General features: G+C 35.4%; 22 protein-coding genes. 5 read left to right on the top strand and 17 right to left on the bottom strand.

The genetic code is table 11. The annotated features are described in order from the left end of the window. Positions 1 to 62 precede the first annotated feature (62 nt). The 6 genes from GN105_RS04950 to GN105_RS04925 all read right to left on the bottom strand — a co-directional run bounded on the left by GN105_RS04950 (position 63) and on the right by GN105_RS04925 (position 7367). Positions 63 to 1166: a family 10 glycosylhydrolase gene (locus tag GN105_RS04950; RefSeq protein WP_155284289.1), complete on the bottom strand. Its 1104-nt coding sequence runs from the start codon at positions 1164 to 1166 to the stop codon at positions 63 to 65. A 107-nt stretch (positions 1167 to 1273) separates the two neighbouring features. Continuing rightward, positions 1274 to 2038 carry a DUF6261 family protein gene (locus GN105_RS04945; protein ID WP_155284288.1) on the bottom strand — a complete coding sequence of 255 codons (765 nt, stop codon included), beginning with the start codon at positions 2036 to 2038 and terminating at the stop codon, positions 1274 to 1276. A gap of 1097 nt (positions 2039 to 3135) precedes the next feature. Continuing rightward, complete coding sequence (locus tag GN105_RS04940; RefSeq protein WP_155284287.1) at positions 3136 to 4137, bottom strand: NAD(P)H-dependent glycerol-3-phosphate dehydrogenase; 1002 nt, start codon at positions 4135 to 4137, stop codon at positions 3136 to 3138. Between the two features lie 588 nt (positions 4138 to 4725). Further along, positions 4726 to 5916 (bottom strand): phosphoglycerate kinase, encoded by a 1191-nt coding sequence (locus tag GN105_RS04935; RefSeq protein WP_155284286.1) that lies wholly within the window; start codon positions 5914 to 5916, stop codon positions 4726 to 4728. A gap of 235 nt (positions 5917 to 6151) precedes the next feature. After that, positions 6152 to 6478 carry a nucleotide pyrophosphohydrolase gene (locus GN105_RS04930; RefSeq protein ID WP_155284285.1) on the bottom strand — a complete coding sequence of 109 codons (327 nt, stop codon included), beginning with the start codon at positions 6476 to 6478 and terminating at the stop codon, positions 6152 to 6154. Between the two features lie 151 nt (positions 6479 to 6629). Then, on the bottom strand, positions 6630 to 7367 hold the full coding sequence (locus tag GN105_RS04925) for a tRNA threonylcarbamoyladenosine dehydratase (protein ID WP_155284284.1): 738 nt from the start codon (positions 7365 to 7367) through the stop codon (positions 6630 to 6632). A gap of 35 nt (positions 7368 to 7402) precedes the next feature. Between GN105_RS04925 and GN105_RS13075 the strand changes: the two genes are divergently transcribed. Beyond that, a complete protein-coding gene (locus tag GN105_RS13075) occupies positions 7403 to 7534 on the top strand; it encodes a hypothetical protein (protein WP_262884837.1) in 132 nt (43 codons plus the stop codon). A 2-nt stretch (positions 7535 to 7536) separates the two neighbouring features. Here the strand turns inward: GN105_RS13075 and rpiB are convergent, their stop codons facing one another. After that, on the bottom strand, positions 7537 to 7968 hold the full coding sequence (rpiB, locus tag GN105_RS04920) for a ribose 5-phosphate isomerase B (RefSeq protein ID WP_155284283.1): 432 nt from the start codon (positions 7966 to 7968) through the stop codon (positions 7537 to 7539). Positions 7969 to 8169: 201 nt separating this feature from the next. On the opposite strand from rpiB, the gene GN105_RS04915 reads away from it, so the two are divergent. From GN105_RS04915 to GN105_RS04905, 3 genes are read left to right on the top strand one after another with little or no spacing between them, the layout of a single operon-like run. Next, positions 8170 to 8646 carry an RNA polymerase sigma factor gene (locus tag GN105_RS04915; RefSeq protein ID WP_373279393.1) on the top strand — a complete coding sequence of 159 codons (477 nt, stop codon included), beginning with the start codon at positions 8170 to 8172 and terminating at the stop codon, positions 8644 to 8646. A gap of 2 nt (positions 8647 to 8648) precedes the next feature. Continuing rightward, positions 8649 to 9371, top strand: a complete 723-nt coding sequence (locus GN105_RS04910) for a hypothetical protein (RefSeq protein WP_155284282.1) — start codon at positions 8649 to 8651, stop codon at positions 9369 to 9371. A gap of 7 nt (positions 9372 to 9378) precedes the next feature. Next, the gene (locus GN105_RS04905) at positions 9379 to 10371 is read left to right on the top strand and encodes a hypothetical protein (RefSeq protein ID WP_155284281.1); all 993 of its coding nucleotides are present in this window, start codon (positions 9379 to 9381) and stop codon (positions 10369 to 10371) included. A 61-nt stretch (positions 10372 to 10432) separates the two neighbouring features. Here the strand turns inward: GN105_RS04905 and GN105_RS04900 are convergent, their stop codons facing one another. The 10 genes from GN105_RS04900 to GN105_RS04855 all read right to left on the bottom strand — a co-directional run bounded on the left by GN105_RS04900 (position 10433) and on the right by GN105_RS04855 (position 22967). Then, positions 10433 to 12184, bottom strand: coding sequence for a leucine-rich repeat protein (locus tag GN105_RS04900; RefSeq protein ID WP_155284280.1), 1752 nt, complete (start codon positions 12182 to 12184; stop codon positions 10433 to 10435). Between the two features lie 168 nt (positions 12185 to 12352). Continuing rightward, a complete protein-coding gene (locus tag GN105_RS04895; protein WP_155284340.1) occupies positions 12353 to 13543 on the bottom strand; it encodes a glycoside hydrolase family 57 protein in 1191 nt (396 codons plus the stop codon). Positions 13544 to 13636: 93 nt separating this feature from the next. Further along, positions 13637 to 14926, bottom strand: a complete 1290-nt coding sequence (locus GN105_RS04890; RefSeq protein ID WP_155284279.1) for a glycosyltransferase family 4 protein — start codon at positions 14924 to 14926, stop codon at positions 13637 to 13639. A gap of 438 nt (positions 14927 to 15364) precedes the next feature. Then, on the bottom strand, positions 15365 to 16096 hold the full coding sequence (locus GN105_RS04885; RefSeq protein WP_155284278.1) for a hypothetical protein: 732 nt from the start codon (positions 16094 to 16096) through the stop codon (positions 15365 to 15367). Positions 16097 to 16148: 52 nt separating this feature from the next. After that, complete coding sequence (locus GN105_RS04880) at positions 16149 to 16616, bottom strand: hypothetical protein (RefSeq protein WP_155284277.1); 468 nt, start codon at positions 16614 to 16616, stop codon at positions 16149 to 16151. A gap of 133 nt (positions 16617 to 16749) precedes the next feature. Further along, the gene (locus tag GN105_RS04875) at positions 16750 to 17061 is read right to left on the bottom strand and encodes a hypothetical protein (protein WP_013996524.1); all 312 of its coding nucleotides are present in this window, start codon (positions 17059 to 17061) and stop codon (positions 16750 to 16752) included. A 340-nt stretch (positions 17062 to 17401) separates the two neighbouring features. Further along, positions 17402 to 18418, bottom strand: coding sequence for a PDDEXK nuclease domain-containing protein (locus GN105_RS04870; RefSeq protein WP_155284276.1), 1017 nt, complete (start codon positions 18416 to 18418; stop codon positions 17402 to 17404). A gap of 130 nt (positions 18419 to 18548) precedes the next feature. Then, positions 18549 to 20498 (bottom strand): glycogen debranching enzyme N-terminal domain-containing protein, encoded by a 1950-nt coding sequence (locus tag GN105_RS04865; protein WP_155284275.1) that lies wholly within the window; start codon positions 20496 to 20498, stop codon positions 18549 to 18551. Between the two features lie 150 nt (positions 20499 to 20648). After that, on the bottom strand, positions 20649 to 20960 hold the full coding sequence (locus tag GN105_RS04860; protein WP_155284339.1) for a virulence RhuM family protein: 312 nt from the start codon (positions 20958 to 20960) through the stop codon (positions 20649 to 20651). 30 nt (positions 20961 to 20990) lie between these two features. After that, entirely contained in the window at positions 20991 to 22967 is a 1977-nt protein-coding gene (locus tag GN105_RS04855; protein ID WP_155284274.1) for an alpha-amylase family glycosyl hydrolase, read from the bottom strand. 1049 nt (positions 22968 to 24016) lie between these two features. Here GN105_RS04855 and rnr point away from each other — a divergent pair. Beyond that, positions 24017 to 26188 carry a ribonuclease R gene (gene rnr / locus GN105_RS04850; RefSeq protein WP_155284273.1) on the top strand — a complete coding sequence of 724 codons (2172 nt, stop codon included), beginning with the start codon at positions 24017 to 24019 and terminating at the stop codon, positions 26186 to 26188. Positions 26189 to 26279 lie beyond the last annotated feature (91 nt).

Here is a 26279-nt window from a genome sequence, read left to right as displayed (position 1 = left end):
CTTACCTGATGAAGTAATACGAAATAGATTAGCCTAATCAGGTAAACAGAAATAGCTTACATTTATTTACTTAGTTCCTGAATTACTTTCAACTGTGCTTCTGTAATTTCAGGTCCGTCATAAAAGGAAACTCCCGTAGCTCCATTATCTTTAGCGTGCTGAATTGCTTCTCTTAGTTGTTCTGCTGAAATTGGCGGAACATAAATTCCCGTATGCAATTCCGTATTATTATTTTTCAAATCCTCAACTCCTTGACGGGTTGCGAATCCTACCCAATCCGTTTCCTCATTATAGAAGTTATGATATATCATCGGATATACGCGGTCTATATTCCATTTATCCCAACGTTGTCGAACCATATGGTCAGCCATTTCAGGATATGGAAATACGGCAGCCGTAATTTTTTTACCCTTTTTATGTACTATTTCTGAGGCTTCATTAACCAAATCACGTATTTTATTTAAACGGAATTGCTTCCATTCCATATCAATAGCCGGATTCTTGAATGTTTTTGGGTTCTTGTGATGTATTTTCTCAAATTCAGAGATACACGCATCACAATAACAGAAATCAAATTGCGGCAGTTCTTCTTCCTGAACAAGATTATAATTTGGTAAAAGCCCTATCGGGAGATAAATATCAGGAAAACGAATATAATCCAAGTGAACACTTTCAATGTCTTGAACTTCTGCAAGTTGATTTACCAAATTCAGAATATGCTCTCGGGATTCCTTGCGTGTAGGGCATAACCATTGATAATAATCAACGTACGGACGAACATTATGGCACGATTTGCCTTCCCTGCTTACCATATACCATTCCGGATGTTCCAATGCTACCTTATCTCCAGGGCGGTTTACAGTCATTATCCAAGCGTGAAGTTTAATTCCTTCGGATTTTGCAATAGGAACAAGCCGTTTGAGTGCCTCTGCATCGGCTTCGGTATTTACTAAGACTTCTGTGATTCCGTGTGTTTTGTATTTCTTAAATTCTTCGTGATAACTTTCGGCAGTTCGTTGCGGATTATAAGTTATCCAAGTAGAAAATGTAAATGTCTTTTCTTTTCCTGATTCAGCAACCTCAGCAGGAGTGTTGTTTGTATTTTTACAATTAACAATAAGTAAAGACAGTAATACAACTGATAATATTCGTTTTAATTTCAGCATAATATGGTTAATTTAATTGTTTATCATATATTGAAAAGGTATATTCTGTATAAAGATTTACATAAAACAAAATGTATATGCCTAATAAAGAATTTTATTTTGATAATTTACGTTTCATTTTCCTTTGTTTTATCATCTTTTTTAGCTTCTTTCTTTTTTGTTCGCCTTGAAAGGATTATATCAGCAAAGTATTTACGTGAATTATTAATAATCGTTAATGTATCTTTATAAAAACTATCTTCACGAACCTCAGCAATGGCAGCAACATAGTTAACTAACTTTCTGTAATCTTCTAAGATAGACTTTCTGAGGCTTTTCGTATCATAATTTTGGCGTTGGGAAATCTCGAAAGAGCGTCTTGCAAATAATTCGTCAAAATGGGTATTTGCATTTAGCAAACGCGTTACAAATTTCTCAATAAAAAGCTCCTTTACGTGATTTTTGTACGCACTGCTCTGCAAACGTTCTACCAAATTCGCCAAACGATTTGTCTGCACTTCATAACTATTTCTGCTTATGCCTTTATATTCCGAAATAATCAGATTAAGTGCCTCATATGCATCTTTTTCATTTGCTTCTTTTGTATTTTGATAGGCTTGTAAGGCACTTTTCAATGATTTGAATGCAACTCCCCTATCATAATCAGCTTTTTTTATTTTAGAAGATTCACTGCTTCCTCTAATTTGGTCAGATGCTGCATTAAATGTAGGTAATTGAGACCGTAATGACTCCAATAATCTTTTAAAATCTGAATCTTTTTCTAAATCCAAGTTGCTTTTTAAAAAATCATCTAAAAACCGAGTTACTAACTGAGCCAATTCAGCATTATACAACTTAGATATATCTAAGGCTATTAAATTACTATTTCTCATAACTTATAAATTTAATTTTACTATATCTATTTATTTTTATTTTTCTAAAAAAATATATCCTTTTTATTATAAAATATTTTACATATCATCAAAAGGAGATTTGTTTTTATTGTTTTGATATTATAAAGCATAAAACGAATTCCCTTTTTAGGCAAATTAATACCCTGTCAATCTGAGTGGAGTCGAAGATTAAACAATATATAGGCTTCGACTTCGCTCAGCCTGACAAACACAATCAAACAAAAACAAGAACATTTATTTGAATTTCCTTTTTAGGCAAATCAACACCCTGTCAATCTGAGCGGAGTCGAAGATTAAACAAATTAATACTACGTCAACCTGAAAGGAGTCAAAGATTAGATAAAAAAAGGGCTTCGACTTCGCTCAGCCTGACAAACCTCATCAAACAAAAATAAGAACACTTATTTAAATTTCCTTTTTAGGAAAATCAACACCCTGTCAATCTGAGCGGAGTCGAAGATTAAACAATATATAGACTTCGACTTCGCTCAGCCTGACAAACTATATCAAACAAAAACAAGAACATTTATTTAAATTCCCTTTTTAGATAAATCAATATTATGTCAATCTGAGCGAAGTCGAAGATTAAACAAATTAATACTACATCAATCTGAAAGGAGTCAAAGATTAAACAATATATAAGCTTCGACTTCGCTCATCCTGACAAATCGAATCAAACAAAAACAAGAACATTTATTTGAATTTCCTTTTTAGGCAAATTAACACCCTGTCAATCTGAAAGGAGTCGAAGATTGAACAAATTAATACTACGTCAATCTGAAAGGAGTCAAAGATTAGATAAAAAAAAGGCTTCGACTTCGCTCAGCCTGACAAACCAAATCAAACAAAAACAAGAACATTTATTTAAATTCCCTTTTTAGATAAATCAACACCCTGTCAATCTGAGCAGAGTCGAAGATTGAACAAATTAATACTACGTCAACCTAAAAGGAGTCAAAGATTAGATAAAAAAAGAGATTCGACTTCGCTCAGCCTGACAAACTGAATTAAACAAAAATAAAAAACTTAATTCAAATTTCCTTTTAAGAAAAATACATTACAAATAACTTCAAACATTAATTCAACTCATTTACAAGCTCTGAAAATACCTGTTTTGCCTTTTTATTTTCATACAAAATCTGATATACGGCATCTAAAATGGGAGTCCGACTCTTTCTCGTATGTTTATTATTGATTTCATAGGCACTTTTTACGGCGTAGTATCCTTCAGCAACCATATTCATCTCCATAATCGCACTCTTTACGGTATATCCCTTGCCAATCATATTTCCAAACGTCCTGTTTCTACTAAAAAGAGAGTAACCCGTAACCAATAAATCCCCTAAATAGGCTGAATTATTAATGTTTCGTTTAATTTTATAGATTCTTTTAATGTATCTACGCATTTCACGTATTGCATTACTCATCAATACGCTTTGAAAATTATCACCATATCCCAATCCGTGAGCAATTCCAGCTGCAATGGCGTAAATATTCTTTAACATTGCGGCATATTCAATCCCGATAACATCATCTGATAGTTTCGTTTTAACAAAATAAGTTCTCATTGCCTTTGCAAAGAGATTTGCTTTCTCCTGATTGAAACACGCTATGGTCAGATAGGATAACCTTTCGAGGGCAACCTCTTCTGCGTGGCACGGACCGGCAATCACTCCGATGTTATCATAAGGTACTTGATATATTTTATGGAAATATTCGCCGACAATCAGTCCGCTTTTGGGTTCAATACCTTTAATGGCAGAGAAAATATTTTTATTTGAAAGCGGAAGGTTTAATTTTTCAAACTCCGAACTTAAAAATGCCGACGGAATGGCAAAAACCAAGTAATCGCCATAAGCAACAGCCTCATTGATGTCATCGGTTAGTTTTAATTTGTTTATATCAAACTCAACATCGGTTATATAATTGGGATTATGATTTGTTTTTTTGATATGTTCAATCGCCGAACTATTACGCATATACCAACATACCTGCGAAAGGTTGGTAGTTAATATCTTGGTCAATGCCGTTGCCCAACTTCCTCCCCCGATGACCGAAACTTTTAACTCTTTTTCCATTGATAAAACTCTTTTTTGAGGTAGCTAAGTTATGAAAGATTTTTCAATGCACAAAATATGCTTTTAATCATAGTTTTTCCGGCAAAAGGTAAGTCTGCAAGAGCAAAATCTCAGAAAAACAACACAGATAACTTTTTAATTAAAAATATATCATTCTGATTCAAAATATATCGTAAAAAAATTAGATTGAAATTTTTTCAGTTAAATAATTTACTTTTCAATAATGTATTATTCTTATCATATTTATCAGAAACAAGAAATATAAACAGCAAATCATTGTTTTTATCGAAAAATATTTATATAATTGCCAAAGAAATCAAATCAGAATGTTATGGAAAAGAAGAGGAAAAGGTCTGTATTTAAAATTATTTTCATTGTCTTAATTACCATTTTCGCTATTGTTGAAACTGGTAACGCTATTGAGAAATTCGTTGAAGGCTGGAATTCAGTAGAATGTAATTGCGGGAACAAATAAACTGAAAATCAGTGAAAATTCAGTAAACCTTGAATGCAATTCAAAGCAAAAAGATGTTACCCAAAGTACGGATAACATCTTTTTCATTAAACTATATATTATGAAAATTTTTCTTATTCATAAATTGCCTGAATTCCCGGCAGAACTCTACCTTCAAGGCTCTCAAGCATCGCTCCACCACCTGTAGAAACATAACTTACTTTGTTTTCAAAACCGAATTGTTTCACGGCAGCCACAGAATCTCCTCCTCCTACGAGTGAGAAAGCTCCGTTTTTGGTAGCTTCGGCAATGAAATTCCCCACTTCGATGGTTCCTTTGGCAAAAGTTGGCATTTCAAACACGCCCACAGGTCCGTTCCACAAAATGGTTTTCGATTTAAGGATAACCTCTTTGAGTTTAGCCAAACTTTTTGGTCCTGCATCAAGCCCTTGCCATCCGTCAGGTATGTTGGTAATATCAACCACTTGTGTTTTGGCATCATTACTGAAATCATCGGCAGCAACTACGTCAACCGGCAAATGAACCTCAACGCCTTTACTTTTGGCTTTGGCTAAAATATCCAAAGCAAGTTGTAATTTATCCTCCTCGCAGATAGAGTCTCCTACTTTGCCTCCTTGTGCTTTCACGAAGGTATAAGCCATTCCTCCACCGATGATTAAGTGATTCACTTTATCGAGAATATTTTCGATAATGGTAATTTTGGAAGATACTTTTGAGCCTCCCAAAATAGCAGTAACGGGTTTTTCACCTGATTTCATCACTTTATCGATGCTTTCAATCTCTTTGGCAAGTAAATATCCGAAACATTTGTTGTTAGGGAAGAATTTTGCCACGATAGTTGTAGAAGCGTGAGCACGGTGAGCCGTTCCGAAGGCATCATTTACGTAAATATCGCCCAATTTGGCTAATTTTGATGAGAATTCTTCATTGCCTTTTTCTTCTTCTGCATAAAAACGAAGATTTTCCAACAGAATTACGCTTCCGCTTGGTGCAGCTGCCACAGCTTTTTCGGCAGTTTCGCCTACACAATCCTCAACAAAGATAACGGGTTTGCCCAATACTTTTGAAACTTCATCAACAATATGTTTAAGTGAATATTTCTGATTTTTTTCTCCTTTGGGGCGACCCAAGTGGCTCATCAATACTACGCTACCACCGTCTTTCAGTATTTTTTCGATAGTAGGTTTGGCTGCTTCGATACGTGTGTTGTCAGTTACTTTAAAGTTTTCATCTAACGGCACATTGAAATCCACACGGATAAGTGCCTTTTTGTCCTTGAAATTAAAATTGTCAATGGTTTTCATCTTGATATTAATGAATTAAATTATTTTACTTTTTTTCGAGCTTCAAAGTTACGGATTTATTTTTGTATTATGAAATTTCAAAAAGGATATTTTTTATCAAATCAGAAATTTAACTCCCTTTTGACTTGATTCATTTGCAAAACACTTCTGCGTGAATATTCTCCTATCTTTTCTTGATACAGATACACAAAAAAAGAAAAACAAAAAAGCTGCCCGATTTCTTAGACAGCCTCTATTATTTCAGTTTTTCATTGTTATGATGACGGTTGTGGTCACGCTGGGTTTTTTTGTCCATTTTTCGGTCAAAAGCGGCTTGTAGGTCAATTCCGGTTTGGTTGGCAAGACAAAGCACCACAAAAACCACGTCGGCAAGTTCTTCGCCTAAATCTTTGTTTTTATCGCTTTCTTTTTCAGATTGTTCGCCATATCTACGGGCGATGATACGTGCTACCTCCCCTACCTCCTCGGTAAGTTGTGCCATATTGGTCAGTTCGTTAAAATACCTAACTCCGTGTTCCTTAATCCAGTTATCTACCTCTAATTGAGCATTTTTTATATTCATTTTAAAAGAAGATTATATAATTTATAAAAATTAATTTCTTCAAGAAATCAATCGGCTATTTCCAATTTCTTATTATTGATTGTGCTATAAAAAGTATGATGATAGTTTCGATTGTCAGGCTTCGACTTCGCTCAGCCTGACTTTTAAGGTGTCATACTTTTTGCATCACTTCCTTATTTATTAAATAGTTTATTACCGTGGCAGCAGCGTGCAACCCAAAAGCAGCAGGCATATAACTGATAGTTCCGTAGAAGGATTTTTTGTAATTGGTGCCGTCGGTTTGTTGCATTGTGTCCTTCGGGGCAATTTCTGTGGAAAAAACGGCTTTAAATCCGGAGGTAATTCCTTCTTTTTTAAGTCGTTTTCGAATGTTTCTTGCCAGCGGGCAGTCACGTGTGTTTTTAATGTCCGACACTTTCACTTTGGAAGGATCTAACACACCACCGGCTCCCATACTGCTGATGAGTTTTACTTTTTTTCGGCGTGCAGCAATGATTAAATTGAGTTTTGGTGTGATGCTGTCAATGCAATCCAATACATAATCAAACTGAGGAGAAACCAGTTCAAAAGCCCTTTCGGGGGAAAGAAATTCCGTCAGAATGGTAAGTTCTAAATCAGGATTGATATCTTTCAAGCGAGAAGCCAACACTTCGGATTTGGGCTTCCCAACAGTGCTTTGCAAGGCGGGAAGTTGCCTGTTAATATTCGTAATATCAAATACATCTCCATCAACAATGGTTATCTTCCCTACTCCGCTTCGGGCGATGAATTCCGCAGCAAACGAGCCTACACCTCCAAGCCCCACAATCAGTACGTTTGCCGATTTGAGTTTTTCAATTCCTTCTGATTTTACGAGAAGTTCAGTACGTTCCAACCAGTTTTTTGTCATCTTTAATTCGAAAATGAGGTCGTGTTATAAAAAGTATGATGATAGTTTCGATTGTCAGGCTGAGCGAAGTCGAAGCCTTATTATTGCAAGGCTTCGACTTCGCTCAGCCTGACAGAAATATCCTCTTTTTTAAGGCTCCATACTTTTTGCATCACTTCCAAAAATGATTTTACATACAACTTATTTTATTTACTCTTCCTGTATGTCTTCCTCCTTCAAAGTTAGTATTTAGGAAAGTTTTCACAATTTCAACAGCTTGCTCAATGGCAGTAAAACGTGCTGGAATACTCACCACATTAGCATCGTTATGTTGGCGTGCCAATGCTGCAATTTCTTTTGTCCAACACAAAGCACATCGAATCTCTTGATGTTTGTTCGCTGTTATGGCAATTCCGTTACCGCTTCCACAGATTACAATTCCTAAATCTGCTTTCTTTGAGGCGACTGCCTCAGCTACTTTATGCCCAAAATCGGGATAATCGACACTGTCAAAAGTATCCGTACCAAAATTCAGAACTTCAATATTTTGACTTTCTAAATACGCAACAATGGCTTTTTTGTAAGCAGGACCTGCGTGGTCATTTCCTATAGCTATTTTCATCTCTGATTGTGTTTTTCTGATGGCAAAAATATAAAAAATCATAAAGATAAAATACCAACGAAAAAATTATTTTTGCTGTGATACAACTCTTTTTGTGTTTCTTGCATCTATACTAAAAAAGAAAAAACGAATGTGAATATAAAGAAAAATTTATACAACAACGAAAAAGAACTGATTCGGCAGGCGATAAACAACGACCGAATGGCACAAAAGCATATTTTTACGACATACTCACCGAAAATGTTGGGTGTTTGTCGGCGATATATCAAAGATATTCATCTATCTGAAGATGTGATGATTACAGGATTTGTAAAAATATTTTCGAACTTGAAGAATTTTTCTTTTCAAGGAAGTTTTGAAGGTTGGATACGAAGAATCATTACCAACGAATGCATTTCTTTCCTTCGCTCAGAAAAACAACTTTTTTACACCGAAGAAACATATTACTCTGAAGAAATTCACGACGAAATTAATCAACAATTTTCAGTAGAAGAAATCCAAAAATTAATCGATTCATTACCTGATGGTTATCGTGTTGTCTTTAACTTGTATGTCATTGAAGGTTACAAACATTCGGAAATTGCTCAAATGCTTGGAATTTCGGAAGGAACGTCAAAATCACAATTATCACACGCCAGAAAACTTTTAAAAAAACAAATAACTCTTTTAAATAATTAAAAATGAAAAACTTAGAAAAACAATTTCAAGATAAATTAAGTAACCACAGCATAGAGCCTTCGACCGATGCTTGGGAAAGATTGGAAGCTCTATTACCAAAAAATGAGAAAACCATTACAAAACAAAGAAATTTGAAATGGATTTGGGCAGCAGCAAGCACAGTTATAATATTAGCTATCAGCGGATTACTTCTATTTAAAAATTCTTCAGAAATAATTGAAAATGAAGAAATTGTAAATCTTCCTGCTGAAAAAGTAAAAAAAGAAATTATTTCTGAAAAGGAAATATTTACAAAACCTACTGAAAAAGAATCTGTTACATCTATCAGAAAAGAAAAAATAAACCAAAAAGAAGTAATTAAATTACCTGAAATTGAGGAAAAAGAGATTTCTGTAATTTCATCTGAGGAAAAAATTGAAGAAATTGAAAATCAAACGGATATTTTAAAAATCCTTGAAAAAGAAACAAAAACTACAAAGAATAAATACATTTCCGCAAGAGAACTTTTAGCTTTGGTAGAAAACACTGATATTGAGAAAATTACATTGGAAAAAGAAATACAATCACCAAATCCAAACCGAATAAAATTGGAGGTAGATGCTCAATTGCTTCTTTCACAAATTGAAAAAGAAACGAATAACATTCACAGAACCAACTTACTAAAAACCATTTTAGAAAAATACGAAGATTTTAAAGAACGAATTGCATACGAACAATCTAAATAATAACATTATGAATATTAAATTTTTATGTTTAGCAGCACTTTTGGTCACTTTTAAAGCAACCGCACAAGAAAAAAAGGAAGTTTTTTCCGAAAAATCAAGAAAAATAGGCGAAAAAATAAATTTTATTTCAAGAACTCAGAAAGATTCACTAAAAATAGAAGTACAAAAATTGGATTCGCTTTACAACAACGGAAAATTAACAAAATCCGAATGGGAAACTAAAAAATTGGAACGAGCCGAATTTCGAGCCAAACGCATCGAAGAATTGGTAAGCAAAGAAGATGAAAAACTTCTTAACTTAACAAGAGGGCTGGTAAGAGGTGAAATTCTTTTAGATCCTCCTTCCACAAAACTTCAGGAGTTTGTATCAAATTTCCCTTCTATTCGTTTTAATGTAGCTTTTGGGCTCAATAATTTAATTGAAAATGGGGATTTTTCAAGTCTTGGCGATAGTGAAATCAAAAATTTTCGTTCCTATTTCGTTGAATGGGGATTTAATTACAGAATCCCTCTTGTAAAAGCTCAAAATTATAGGTTATTTACCAGAGCGGGTTTCTCTGTTATCTATAATAACTTATATCCAACATCAGGAAAATACTTTAAAAAAGAAAGTGAAATTACCAAAATGGTTACTGATAATGAAATTTCTAAAAACCGATTTAAAAATGTATATCTGACATTCCCTTTGCATCTTGAATATGATTTGGGAAAAAGATTTGAACGCAATAGGAGAACTTTTTACGAAGAATTAGGCAACTTTCGCATAGGTATTGGAGGTTTTATAGGCACACATTTAAAAACAAAAAATTTCTTCCGAAGAAATGATGACCGAGTTTTACAAAAGTACGATTTCAATACCTCTGATTTTGTATACGGTTTAAGTGTTTATTTGGGTTACAAAGGCAATGCACTATACTTCAAATATGATTTGAACCCATTATTTGAAAACAATGCCCCAAAACAAAACATAGTTTCATTAGGCATACGATTTGACCTTTAATCGTCAAACAAAAAAGAGGAGAATATTGAAAATTCTCCTCTTATTTTTGTGTTTATATGAATTAATTTTCTTCAATGATTTCTTCACTCTTGAAAAATTTACCCCAATCCGACGCATGGTAAGTCTCTTTTGTACCTATTGGAACTTTTAATACTTTTGTCTTTGAGATATTACCAAAAGGATTCCCTTTCAATGTAGGAGGAATCTGTGCTTTAATTTTAACTTCACTTAATTTTGTAGAAGACGCAAAAGCAATATTTCCAATACTTTTCACTTTATCTCCTAATATAACCTTAGTTAATTTTTTCTGTAAAGCAAAATCAAAAGAACCTATCTCTTCAATCCCCTCCATTGTAACGCTTTCAATAATATCTCTATTGTGATTATAAAAAAGTTGATATTTAATCTTTTTCACATTTTTAGGAATTACCATCTCAGCAACAATAGCTGAGGGGTCAACTGCTGTTAAAGTTCCGTTTGCCTCTACGGTAAATGAAGATTTTACAGTTACCGTTACTGCAATAGTTTTGGTTTCATTCTTTATAATGTCTTTTACATTAATGTTGGTAGAACCTTCACTCACAGTCACAATAGTGAGTACTCCGTTATTTTCTGTTGCCTTAGCTATTGATTCATTTTCTGAGATAACTTCATATTGCCCGTTGCCTTGTATGTTTATGGTTTCACTTGCTGGCACAACAAGCGATACTTCGGTTTTAGGTAAGAAGAAATCAGCCGGCGTAACAACAACTTTAAAAGTAACAACCTGATTGGTTTGTTTGTCTTTTACGGTAACGGTAGCTTCTCCCGGTTTTAAACCTGTTACCTTCAGATGATGACCTTGTGTGGCATCAAACCATTGTGACTTAACTTCAACCACATCGGCAGGCTGGGTACTAATCTCAAACTGATAATCTCCATTAGTGTTATCAACTCCTAAAATATTGATAACTTCGTGGTCTTTGTTTTTTACCGATAATGTTTCTTTTTCCATTCGTAATTCTTCCATTACTTTTACGGAAATCTCCTGTGTCTCATCTGTTTGCCCATCAGTAAGTGTAATTGTCGCAGTACCAGCAGCTTTTGCACTAACTTTTACCTCGCCATTAATAATTTCTGCAGAAGCCACATTTTCTTTATCAGAAGAAATTTCATAAGTCCCTGAACCTGATGTAATCGCTACATTTTCAGTGGCACCGACTTTCAATTCAACTGCATTTTTGGCAACAGAAAGTTCAGAAACCGTTACTGCAATTTCTTCCGTTTTGTTCGTTTTAGTATCCGTTACCACGATGGTAGTATTTCCGTTAGACACTGCCGAAATTACAACAGAGGTTGTTCCGCTAAGAGTTGCCGTAGCGATGGTTTTATCTTTTGAATCCACAGAATAAGTCCCTGAACCTGATTGAATAGCAACTGTTTTTTGAGTCCCTTTCTTTGCAATAACTGTTTTGCTATCCAAAGCAATTGATTCAAAAACAACTACTTTTACAGAAGCTTGTTTGTTTTGTGCATCTGTTACTGTTAGGGTAACCTCCCCCGATTTCTTGCCCTCTACCACTATCTGTGTATTATTTTTTACAGAAGCAGAAACTTTACTATCATCAGAAGATGTTACTTTGTATCCGCCATTTCCTTCGGTAATTTCAAGGGTTTCGCTATTTCCTATCGAAAGTGTTAAGCTATTTTTGTCTATTTTAATCTCCTTATAAGCAGGTTTTTCGATTTCTTTTTTGTCATCCTTGTCGCAAGATACAAAGGTAGTTGTTAGCCCCAAAAAGACTAACCCCAACATAAAACTTATTTTTTTCATCGTTATAAAATATTTAATTAGTTAAATTTTTTTGAGCGTACAAATGTAATTATTTAAACTTAATAAAAATAAATTTATTGGAAAATTTTCTTTCAAAAAGATTATTAGTCCATAAAAAAACTGCCGTAGTTTTCTACACCACAGCAGTTTTTACATTCTGTTAAAAAATTACTTCCCTTCCAAACGAACCTCAAAATCACTCAGAATATTCATATAATTGATAAATGCTTCATAAGGAGAATCATAGGGCGAAAAATACTTGTGATAATCCGAGGTGGAGAATAATTTTGTCCGCATATGATAGAAATGTTCACTACCTTGCAAACGGCTGTAATCGTCTGAAAGTTCGGGATTTTTTTTCTTTTTAACCAAAGGCTGAATTTTAAATAACTGATTGAATGCTTCTTGCTGCAATTCGTTTCCGAGCCACGAAGTAGTGTCGCGTTCTTCGTCTGTCCACGAAATGGGGAACGGAACGTGCAAAACATCTTTCGGACTGTGTTTTTTTACTACTTCTTTCGGAAGAAGAAACTGATAATCATCGTCTTCCATCATATTTTTCACGAAATATTCCAAAAAGTCAAAAATGCCACTTTCTTTGCGATTATAATGCCCAATCACGTCATAATTCATAAACAAATTAACCACTTCGGTTTCTGCCAAACTGTGTTTGACCCACGAGATATATTTCTCGGAAGTAAGCGGATATTCGCTCCATTGTGTGTTGGAAAACCGAATGGCGATATCGTCAGTTAATTTACTGTTTTTGAGTAATAATTTTAAGTTTTCGTCCACCGGATTTTTATACACGAAATTCGGGCTTTTCCAACCTAAGATGTGTTTCGCTCCGTCGGTAAGCATCGTTTTGAAGCCGAGTTTGGCTACACGCTCCCCGATTTTATCCGAATAAATCAAAGACGTATTACGGAAAGTTACGGGCTTCTTGCCGAAAAGGGTTTTTATCGTGGCAACGTGGCGTTTTACTTGTTGTTCAAACTCGTCATCGTCTTCCGAAAGTGAAGCCAACGAATGCGAATACGTTTCCGCCAGAAATTCCACATTACCCGTCTCGGCAAGCTCTTGAAACGAGCGGATTACCTCCGGAGTGTGCATATTTAATTGGTCGATTGCCGAACCCGAAATGGAAAAGGCAACCTTGAACTTTCCGTTGTATTTTTTGATTAAATCCAATAGCAAAGCATTGGCAGGGAGATAGCAATTTTCGGCAAGTTCTTCCAATTCGGAACGATTGGCGTAATTGTCAAAATAATTGTGTTTCTTTCCTATATCAAAAAAATGATATTTTCTAAGTCGTTCGGGGTGATGTATTTGAAAATACATACAAACTGATTTCTTCATATCGTTGTTTGTTTTTATGTTGATATTTCTTGATTCTTTTTTATTTTCTGCCATCTTACAGTTTTCTAATTTTACTGATTGGTCATTCTTTCCTTACCTTGCAAGCATCTCGTAAATGGTTTTGAGCTTTAAGGAAGCGTTTTCCCATTTGAGTTGATTGACCTCATCATAACCTTTGTGCGACATATATTCGGCGAGCGTAGGATAGGAGAGGATGCCGTAAATGGCGTCGGCTAAGGCGTTAATATCCCAATAATCAACTTTGATGGCGTGATCTAAAACCTCAGCTACGCCCGACTGTTTCGAGATGATGGTAGGCACGCCCGAACGCATCGCTTCCAAAGGCGAAATCCCGAAAGGCTCCGAAACCGAAGGCATCACATACACATCACTATAACGGAACATTCTTTGCACTTCGCCCCCTTTGAGAAAGCCCGTGAAATGGAATTTCGTTCCGATGCCCAGCTGTGCCACGCGTCGGACAAGCGGATTCATCTTTTCGCCGCTCCCTGCCATCACAAAGCGTACGTTGGGCATTCGTTTGAGCACCTTGGCGGCAGCTTCGACAAAGTATTCCGGACCTTTCTGCAAGGTGATTCTTCCTAAAAAAGTAACGATTTTCTCTTTAACACCTCGTTCTTCCTTTTCGGTGGTCTCTGCCGAAAAATCAACCGCATTGTGCACCGTGATAACCTTCTCCGGATTGATTCCGTACTTCTCAACCACGATGTTGCGTGTCCAGTTGCTCACCGTAACGACAATGTCAGCAGCTTCCATTCCCTGTTTTTCAATGTTATACACCAAAGTATTTCGATTGTGTTCCCCGCCGCGGTCATATTCCGTAGCGTGTACGTGAACAACCAGTGGTTTTCCTGATAATTTCTTGGCAACTATTCCCGCACTGTACGTGAGCCAATCGTGGGCGTGAATAACATCAAACTGATTGTTCTTTGCCACCGTTCCGGCAACCATAGCATAGCGATAAACTTCCTCCATCAAGTTTGCACCATACTTTCCTGAGAATTGGAATTTATTTCTGAAAGAAATTTTCTCCTTATTTTCACCTTCTTTCAGATAGGCGTTTCTCTCTTTCTCGAAAGTTTCAGGATCTAAATAGGGGACAAGGTTCGAGCCGATTTCCAGAAAGTTGATGTTCTTCCAGAATTCTTCAATGTTTTCTACATTTTGAAGCATTTCCACATCACTTGCGTTAATGATGTCAGCAACCGAACTATCTTCATCGCCTCCTGCCTTTGGCATCACGAATAAGACATTTACGTTGTGTTTTGCCAATCCTTTGGCGATGCCGTAACAAGCCGTGCCAAGTCCGCCACTGATATGGGGCGGAAATTCCCAACCGAACATTAGTACTTTTACACTCATATCACTCTTATTTATTTGGTGTTCTAACTTAAAATTCTATTGATTTTATTTGTTTTCTTTATTTTTATGATGAACGAAGAAGATTTTATAGCTTACCATATCATTTTCTTTGTTTACTATAGTCTATTTTTGATGTTTTTATTCATTTTCTATCTATTTTTTATAATAAATCATCTTTCCTACTCTTTGGGAGAGCTTTCCCAACGTTTAGTCAATGTTTCCCAATGCTTGGGAAAGGTTTCCTGAGTGTTAGGAGACCTTTATTTTCTTTTGGGAAAGATTTCCTAACTCTTAGTTTATCTTTCCTAATAAATAGGAAATATATATTTCATTTTGGAAAAATTTTTTGACTTTATATAATACATACACTAATCATTCAATTATCATTTCCATTTTACTTTTAAGATTGAAAATTCAAATAGATACCTATAAAATTATTTATTCCGTAGTAATAATAATCTTCTTATCGTATTTTTTCTTTTTATTATCTTGACTTATTTCATCTTTCAGATTGAAATTAAACTGAACCGTGTGATTATCAATCTGCTTAAAATTTCTATGCTTTCCTTTAATGGATTTGATTGGATTTTCAAATTTGAAATTCATATTTGTTTGGATATCAAAAGCCTTTAACATTGCTGTTCCCATTTGTTCTCCTAAATCCTCTTCTGATTTCTTTTTTGATTTTTTATTTTGTTTCGTATCTTTGTCCGAGTTATCACTAAATAATTCTTCAACATTAAGTACCAGCGTTTTACCGTTCCAATCTATGGAAGATTGTTTTAGGGAAGAAATTATTTTTTCCTCTTGTTTTCCAGATTTACCCAATTCTTTCCAGTCATTGTCGGTCATTCGTTCAAAACGAAGTCCAAAACCGATGTTTTTATCCTCCTTATACAGTCCTTTTGTAGATATACGTTTTAAAACATCTACGGAATCCGGCGGAACGTTTTTTCCTTCTTGTACAGCAAAATCGTAGAGGCTTGTCCATTCTCTCGGAAGCTTTTTATCATTTGAATTTACGTTTCCTATCGAATCGGATTTTACTTCGACTTCCAACGTAGTGGAAATAGTATTGTCTTTATGAAAAATAAATTCCGTATTTATGGTACAAGATTGTAAAAAAACAACCAAAAGCATAAATATTACTACTGTAATGATTCTCTTCATATTAGTATATTTATATTGTTTATCATTATAGGGGCGAGATATATTTTGCCTTTTACGCAAACGAATAACGCTTAAATTTTTGCCCAAACATTGTTTCCGAAAAATTATTTTGAAGATATTTCTCGCAAAATTCCCAGACCAAATCCATCATATCCTCATCTTCTTTTATGATGCCTTCGCCTTCATCTTCAAAAATTTCTCCCTGTGAATAAATATACTTTCGGTCGAGATTCCCGTTGGTATATTTCTCAAAATAGTAGGTATCCGAAACGTCTGAAATGATAAATTGAATGATTTCTCCTTTAAAATCCGAAATATGAAGCGGAAATCCCATTTCTGTGAAAATCAAAGTACCTTTTTCAGTTTGTAATACATCAATTGTATTTTCATCACGAAAACTACTCGTAGCCTCTTCAAAACCTACTTCACCAGAATAGGTAATTTCATTCTCTATAAGATGACAAATTTCTTGTTCATCAATTTTACGATTGGTTAGTAAACCAGCTATATTTAATCCCATTTTTTACGATTTTAAATTCTGTTTTTTCGTTCTATTAGGGCGAAACATTTTTTGCCCCTACATTGGTCGTTTGGGTTTATACAATAAACCCCTACATAACGTCCCACATTTGCGGAAAGCATATATCCTTTCCCTATCGTTTATCCTCAAAACCAAACTCTCGCCAACGTTCTTGCGGTTCGCCCATTTTGATGTATTTTTTCAAAAAGGCATACACCTCTTCCGTTTCGGCAATATGTTTTTCCAACTCGGCGGTTTTTTCTTTGAGTTGGGCTTTGAGTTTTTCCTGTTCTACATTGACTTCCGCTGCTTTTTGGTAGGCAGTGTTTAGTTTGTCACGCATTTGAGCAGTAACACCCACAGGCAAATTTTCACCTCGTTCGGTAAGGGCTTTTACTAATAGTTGTGCCGATGTGATGATTTCGGCAAATGACCTTTTTCTCATCTTAATTTGTTTTTTATATTATAAAAATAGTTATTCTTATTGATTTCGCAATAAAACAGATGTATAATTAAAATATTCATCAGTAGAATTTTTATATTCTAATAAAGAATTAAATAATTTATTAGAATAATCATCATATTCATCAGTAGAAATATTCTCTTCATCAGAAGATTTTGTTTCTTCACGTGTAGAATTATTTTCTTCTTATAAAGATAAAGATTCTACGTCTTATCTGTTTTTTATTACTCATTATTATCATTTATATCTACTTATAAAAAAGGTTTTCTTTCCTGAACATTTATACGCTTTTTCGTAGCGTACATATTCACCGATTTCGTTTTTATTTATTCAATAACCCCTTGTTTTCAAACTGCTCACGTGCTTCAATGAAGGCTTCGTGTAATTTTTTTTCCAATTGTTTTTTAGGAGGTAGCTCTGTCCAATATTCAGCAACCATAATACCATCTTTATGAATTTCCAAAAGTTCTACTTGTTCCTTGCTATTTTCAGCACACAAAATCAGTCCGATAGGAGCTTCTTCGCCCTCCTGACGTTCGTATTTATTTAACCATTTGAGGTAAAGTTCCATTTGTCCTTTGTGTTTAGCTTGGAATTTACCAATTTTCAGCTCAATGGCAATCAAACGCTTTAATTTTCTATGGAAAAACAAAAGGTCTAAATAGAAATCTTCTCCATCAATAATCATTCGTTTTTGGCGTTCTACAAAGGCAAACCCTCTTCCGAGCTCTAAAATAAAGGATTCTAATTTATGTAAAATAGCCGTTTCAATGTCTTTTTCCAAATAATCATTTCGAAGTCCTAAAAAATCCAACAGATAGGGGTCTTTGAACGTATTTATAGGAATAATTTCCGATTGTTGAACCTGTAAATTAGCAATTTGCATTCTCTCAAAGGCTTTGGCAGTGATTTGCTTACGCAGGTCTCGAACACTCAACGATTCGTTCGCCGTAAGCTCGGCATAAAACATTCTCGCTTCGTGGTTTTTTAATGGGATTAACACCAAAAATTGCGACCAACTCAATTGTCGTGACAGTGTAACGACAATTTGAAAATCAGGAAATACCTCTGCAAACTGCATCATTCTTCGGATATTTTTTTCCATAAAATTACGTCCGTATTTCGATTCCAACTCATTGGCAATCATTGGTACAATCCGTTTTCCGTAAGTAGCTCGTTCATTGTTTAATACATCTTCATTGATACGCTTTCCAACCTGCCAAAAGACAAGGGTAAGGGTGCTGTTGGCATAACTAATTACCTCTCGCTGACCGCTTTCTATCAAAGCGGAAAGTTCTAAAAGTAAGTTTTTATTCGATGGTTTTGTATCTTTTTTCATCCCTTAATCATTTATGGATTGTATTTTCCGCAGGGGCGAAACATTTTTTGCCCCTACATTGGTCGTTTGGGTTTATACAATAAACCCCTACATTAACGCCTCGGAATCGCAGAAAGAATATATCCTTTCCCTACGATTTATAATTCATTATCAATTGTTTGGCTCGCAGAATTTCGGCAACGTTTCGGGCTTTGGAAATACAACCTCGCGAATCAAACGGCGGATTTCCATCATAAATCGCTGCAATGCCACACACTCCGTGTTCTATCAATTCTTCCTCAAAATCTGCCAATATGCTTTCTGCCTCACTGATATAATTCACTCCAAAAAGTTTCAACTTTGCCTCAATGAAAAACCCTATAAACCAAGGATGTACCGACCCGTTGAAAGTCGCCCTATCCCGATTATAGACACTTCCGATGCTCACGCCTTCGTAATTTTTATTCTTCGGCGATAACGAACGTAACCCTCGGGGAGTGAGTAATTCCTGTTTTACAATATCTAACACTTTCTTTTTGGTTCGCTCTCCTACGGGCGAATAATCCAACGCACAGGTTATCAACTGATTCGGACGTACATCGCGGTTTTGGTGAGCATAATTCACATAATCTGCCAAGTATTTTTTATCCTCAATCCAAAAGTTTTCGATAAAACTCGCCTCAATTCGCTCAGGTAGCGACTGCCATTCTTTCAGAAAATCCTTGTCCTTCGCACTTTCTGCCAAAGCAAGGGCATAACATACGGCATTGTACCACAAAGCATTAACTTCCACTACGTAACCATTTCGAGGGACGATTGCTCCGCCTTCAAATTGGGCATCAAACCACGTGAGCGGACGGCTAATATCTTCCGACCAAATGAGCCTGTTATTATCCATTCGTATGGATTTGTGCTGTCCGTTTCGGTACGTTTCCAAAATGGTTTGCATCATTTCGCCGAATTCCTTCCAAAGTTGTTTTGCCGTTTTTTTGGCGTATTTTTCATATTGCTGAATCGTCCAAAAAAACCAAAGCGAAGTATCGGCATCATACTGAGGATGAGGCACGTGAGTGCTTATCGTCTTTTCAAAAAGTCCGTTGGAAAAATATTTCTTGACTGATGCAAATACTTCATCAAAAGTCTTTTGCGTATTTCCAGCCAAAGCAATTCCAGGCAGAGCGATGAACGTGTCGCGCGTACTGCTGTTATACCAATGATAACCTTCCTTGATGCGAACCTCGCCCGCTTTATGAATTAAGAATTGCGTAGCGGAGTAATTTAGGCACTCCTCAAAGGAATTTCGCTCGTTGCGTTGGTTTAAAATTCGGGTGAATTTTTGTTTGAGTTGTTTGCTGTTGTTTTCCTCCGTACTTGCCGAAAATACAACGCTTTCGCCCTTTTTAATATTCAACTCGAAATAACCCAAGGTAAGCAAATCTTCCGTATAATCGTATCCGCGTTCTTTTTCTTTCTTGTAGAAAATATTGTAATTCCAATTCGGATTATATTCAAAATCAGATTCTTGACTTAATTGTAAATGCAAATACGGAAAATCGGGATAGAGTTTGGTTTTAATTCCACCATCGATTTTCTCGATATTTTTGTTTGCCAAATCATTGGCTTTACTTAGCGAATGAATATCTCGGAATGCCAATAACGGATTCAACCTCAGCTTAGTAGGGGAATGGGCTTCGAGCAAAGTGTAACGAATCAACACCTGCGGTTCGTTGTGTACCATCAGAATTTCTTTTTTGAGCGTTACGCCCCCAACTTGGTAGATGACCGTAAAGGCTTTTTCGTAGGAAACATCTACAATGTACTTATGCCCACGAGGTTCGTAGGTGTTTTCATATTGATGTACGGCGAAGTTAAAATCGCGTCCGTGTTGAATGATGGTTTCATCGAGCGAAGAAAGCAAAATGTGATTCAGACCTCTGCAATTTTCAAGCGGAACGACTAAAAGTCCGTGATATTTTCGAGTGTTGCAAAATACAAGGGTAGAGGAACTGTATCCGCCCCCGCGGTTTGTCCCAAGAAACTCTCTGTCAAGGGAATACTCCAAGTTGATTAGTTCTTTCTTTTTGAATGTTAAGTAACTCATATTGTTTTATTTTTTTATTCAGGTGTTAATGAAATGTTCCGTTAAACGGATGATTAGTTCTTTTTGTTCGGGTTCTAAAATCCTCCTTTTGAAGGAGGTGTCCGAAAGACGGAGGATGTTTTCCTTAAAATTTACATCCCCCTACCCCCTTCAAAGGGGGAATTGCGTCGCTCTCTTGGAGCTAACTCTATAACCAACGGACAAAATAGCATCAAGATTGTAATAATCTACTTGATAGGTTTTGCCGTCAGAGGCAGTATGTGCAAATTTTGCACATACTGATTTTTCTTCAAGTTCTCCTTCTTTGAAGACATTCCTAATATGTTTTGTAATGACGGAACGTTCTCTGTCAAATAATTGACACATCTGCGATTGCGTAAGCCATACCGTCTCCTTTTCTAAGGAAACTTGTAGCGAAATTTTTTCGTCATCAGTGGTAAATATTTTTATTTGATTATTCATCGTTATCCGTTCATTATTCATTGCTCATTGTTAATTATTCATTTTCAAAACAATAGATAGCCTTGACGGAAGATACAAGCTAATCAAATTTTTTTGGTATTTGTACTGCGTAAAATGTTCCACGTTTTCATCAATACGATTTTGTCCGCCAAAACTCGGATTATCCGAATTTAAAACATAGGTGTATTTTCCTGCTTCTACTTCAAATTCATAATTATTAAACGATTTGGACGGATTGAAATTAAACACAAACAAAAATCCGCCTCGCTCAAAGGCTAAAATCTGACGTTCAATATCCCGAACCAAAATGTTAGGCATTTTTTCCAACAAATTATTTTCCCTGACGAAATGAATCATCGCTTTGTCAAAATTATTCAAATACTTGAATTTCAGATTTTCATCATCAAGCAAACTCCACAAACGACGAGCGTGGTCGTAACTCCAATGATTTCCTTCACGCGGAAAATCAATCCATTCGGGATGCCCCCATTCGTTGCCCATAAAAGCCAAATAACCGCCTCCTGCCGTGGCAATAGTTACCAAACGAATCATCTTATGCAGGGCTATGGCTCTGTCAATCACCATATTTTGGTCGAAAATACCCATTCCTGAGTAAATTTCCTTATCCGTCAAACGGAAAAAAATCGTTTTGTCGCCCACTAAGGCTTGATCGTGGCTTTCGGCATAACTGATGGTTTTTTCTTCCAAACGCTTGTTAGTCAGTTCGTAATAAATATCGCCCACGTGCCAATCTTCATCCTTATAATCTTCCAAAAGTTTTATCCAATAATCGGGAACGCCCATATGCATTTTATAATCAAAACCCATTCCGCCTCCTTCAATAGGAAACGCCAAACCTGGAATTCCGCTCATTTCCTCGGCAACCGTGATGGCTTTCGGATATACTTCGTGAATCACTTTATTTGCCAATGTCAGATATGTTATCGCATCAACATCTTGATTTCCATCGTAATATAAAGAATATTCCGTGAAGGCTTTTCCCAATCCGTGGTCAAGGTAAATCATACTGGTTACGCCATCAAATCGGAAACCGTCAAACTGAAATTCTTCCAACCAATATTTACAGTTAGAAAGCAGAAAATTAAGCACTTGTGGTTTTCCATAATCGAACAAACGCGAATCCCACTGCGGATGTTTTCCTCGCTCTCCCGAATGGAAATACAGATAATCCGTGCCATCGAAATAGCCCAAACCTTCCGACTCATTACTTACCGAATGCGAATGCACGATGTCCAAAATTACTTTTATGCCTAATCCGTGAGCCGTGTCTATCAGTTCTTTAAGTTCTTCGGGCGTTCCGAAACGGGAACTCACCGCGAAAAAATTCGCCACCTGATAACCAAATGAGCCGTAATACGGATGTTCCTGAATTGCCATCAGTTGAATGGTATTGTAGCCCAACTCGGCAATGCGAGGCAAGACAAATAACCGAAACTCCGTGAAAGTAGCCACTTTGCGAAGTTCAGAAGCCATTCCGATATGAGTTTCATAAATTAAAGGTGCTTCATCAGCATTTGGACGTTTATTTTTCCACTGATAAGGCTGAGGTTGCCAAACTTGTGCAGAAAAAACTTTGGTGTATTCGTCCTGAACCACACGTTGTACGTGCGAAGGAAGCCTTTCCGCTCCACCTCCTTGCCATTCTACATATAATTTGTACAAATCACCGTGCGAAAGTTCCGATTTTGGTAGAGAAATTTCCCAATTTTCATTATCTATTTTTCGGAAAGCGTATTTTTCATCAGGTTGCCAATCATTCTTATCAAATAAAAAATAAATTTTTATAGCATTCGGAGCCCATTCGCGTAAAATCCATCTGTTTTCCGTAAAATGCAATCCGTAAAATAAATGTGAATTCAAATTATCGGAAAGTTTTGTACAATCGCCTTGCATCATCTTTGCCCTTTGCAGAAAATGAGCGTGCCTAAATTGAATTTTATCGGCAAATTTTTGTAGTAACGTATCTGTTTTTAAAATAGAAAGCATAGAAGTTGTGTTTTTAACATAATAAAAAATAACAACAGATTGATTATTATATTTTTAGAGTTTAAGTTTTTTCAAAATTTTAAGTTAAAATTTTCATATTTTTTCGAGGTTAAAGTTAAGATATTTTTTTCAAAAAAACTAATGATTATACTTAAAAAAAATATTTTTTTTAGTAAAAAGAAAGAATTCTTCATTTCCAATGAAAAAGATTATCAGAAAATAATATTCTTTCTAAAACAATAATTTACTATTTATGAGATATTTAATGTATAAAAATACGTTGGTAAGATTCAATAAATTGTATTGATTTATAATTTATTTTTTTCAAAATATTATTAAACACATACAGAAAAAATTCTTTTTACTGAGCGAAGCAAAAAACAATTTCAAGGCTATCAACACCCTTGTAAATAACTTTTATTAACTTATTGAAAATAAATAGAGTCGAAAAATGTTAAATTGTGGATAACTTTTCAAGTAAAAATCGGATAAAAAATTTGCTTTTTCCAGCAAGTTGTATATACAGACACGAAAGAGAAAAAAGCAAATTTATTTTTCGTAAAAATATGCATACTTATTCAATAGTTATCAACAATTTTAAAGCATAAAACTTATCAAAAAGAAGCTGTTCATTTTTAAAATAAGTTATTAACAATGATATATAAATATCTGATTTTAAGCAGAATTAGATAAATAAAAATTGTTAATAACTATTTATAAACTATTATTACTCAAAAAAGCAAATCTTAGATATTTTATTTTTTCATCATTTCAACAGAATAATAATAACAACCCTATTTTTTTAATGAAAAAATTTTTTTTTATTCTTTAAAATTTAATTGTTAAAAACATTTGTTAGAAAATACAATCAATTTTGTTTCATTGTATGTTCCAATTTTTTTGTGTATCTTTGAATTTCAAGCAAACGAAACTGATTCTACAAAAGTATGTATTTTTATAGAAAAGATATTTTTTAGGAATCAGAAATTATCCACAGAATTTTGTTAGATTTCTCTGTGGAGAGAAATATTTTACAAATAATAAAAACTATGACAAAACGAAAAAAGAAAATAACAAAAGTTAAAAAGCACGAACTCACCAAAGGCATCTTTTCTGTATTGGAAACGCATCAGAATGAGAGTTTTAACTACAAACAGATTGCGGCAAAGCTCAATATTTCCGATGCTTCGGGGCGTGATATACTCATCAAACGTTTGGTACAGCTCAAAGAAAAAAAGAAAATTTTGGAGGTGGAACGCGGAAAATACAAAGCCCTTCCGAATCAGAATTATTACACGGGTGTGGTGGATATTACTTCTCGCGGAAATGCCTATGTAGTTGTTGATGAGTTAGATACTGATGTTTTTGTACCTTCGAATATGCTCAACAAAGCCCTGTACGGCGATTTGGTTGAGGTCTATATTTTCCCACGATTCAGAAAAGGAAACAAATTGGAAGGCGAAGTAACCAAAATCATCGAACGTAAAAAGATGCGTTTTGTGGGAGTGGTGCAAATGCAGAAAAATTTTGCTTTCGTACTACCCACCGACCACCGAATGTACACCGATATTTTCGTGTCGAAAAACGACATTAACGGAGCTGAAAACGGCGATAAAGTCATCGTTCGTATTGAAAAATGGGAAGGAAAATCCAATTCGCCTTTCGGGGTGATTGAACAAATTCTCGGAAAACCCGGTGAGCAAACCACCGAAATGCACTCTATTTTAGCAGAATACGGTCTGCCTTATGCTTTTGCTGAGGAAGTGGAAGCCTTTGCAAAACAATTGGATACTTCCATTACTTCGGAAGAAATTGCCAAACGCCGTGATATGCGTAACATACTGACTTTCACTATCGACCCGAAAGATGCCAAAGATTTTGACGATGCCCTTTCGTTTCAAATTTTGGAAAATGGAAATTATGAAATTGGGGTGCATATTGCCGATGTTTCGCATTACGTGCAAGAAGGAACGATTTTAGATGAAGAAGCCTACAACCGAGCCACTTCCGTCTATTTGGTGGATAGGGTAGTGCCGATGCTTCCGGAAGTGTTGTCGAATTTTGCTTGTTCGTTGCGTCCGAATGAGGAAAAATACACATTTTCAGCCGTTTTTGAAATGAATAAAAAAGCGGAAATCCTCAATACGTGGATAGGACGAACCGTTATCAAATCAGACCATCGATTTACTTACGAAGAAGCACAGGAAATAATTGAAGCGAATAGCGAACAGGATTTAGCGAATAGTACTGATGATGAGCAAACTATACGCTATACGCTATATGCTAATGTCTTGAAAACTTTCAATGATTTAGCTAAAAAGCTGCGTGCCAAACGAATGCGATTGGGAGCCATTTCGTTCGATAAGATTGAGGTAAAATTCGATTTGGATGAAAATGACAATCCTACGGGAGTGTATTTCAAAGAAAGCAAAGATGCCAACAAACTCATTGAGGAATTTATGCTTTTGGCTAACCGAAAAGTAGCGGAATTTGTTGCTAAGCAGAAAAAAACGTTTGTGTATCGTGTTCACGATGAGCCTGATGACGAAAAATTGATGCAGCTCAATGGGGTGATTTCGCGTTTCGGTTATGGCATCAATATGAAGGACAGAAAAACCATCACGCATTCGTTAAATTCGCTTTTGGAAGAAGTAAAAGGCAAAAAGGAACAGAATTTGGTGGATACGCTTGCCATTCGTTCGATGGCAAAAGCCTCATATTCAACGGAAAATATAGGTCATTATGGTTTGGCGTTTGATTTTTACACGCATTTTACTTCGCCCATTCGTCGTTATCCCGATGTGATGGTACACCGATTGCTGCAGAAATATTTAGATAATCAACCTTCTGAAAAACAGGAAGTTTACGAAACGAAATGCAAATATTCTTCCCAAATGGAAAATTTGGCAGCATCAGCCGAGCGTGATTCCATCAAATATATGCAGGTAAAATATATGGAAAATCATAAGAATCAGCATTTTAAAGGCGTGATTTCAGGAGTTACCGAATGGGGAATTTATGTGGAAATTGTTGAAAATAAGTGTGAAGGTTTGGTCAGAACCCGAGATATTAAGGACGACTATTACATTTTTGATGAGAAACAATACGCTTTGGTAGGGGAGGTTACTAAAAATGTGTATCAACTTGGTGATGAAGTAGTTGTACGCGTAAAAAACACGGATTTAATCAAAAAACAATTGGATTTTGAGTTGGTGGGATGAAATGAATAGAAATTTTTATTATGTTTGCAACTTAAAACATTAGAATAAAGTATAAAATTATATAAATTTTTAGATTAACATAACAATATTG

Source organism: Capnocytophaga felis (assembly GCF_009684755.1).
In the GTDB taxonomy this organism is placed as follows: domain Bacteria; phylum Bacteroidota; class Bacteroidia; order Flavobacteriales; family Flavobacteriaceae; genus Capnocytophaga; species Capnocytophaga felis.
This window is presented reverse-complemented; position numbering and strand designations above follow the sequence as displayed.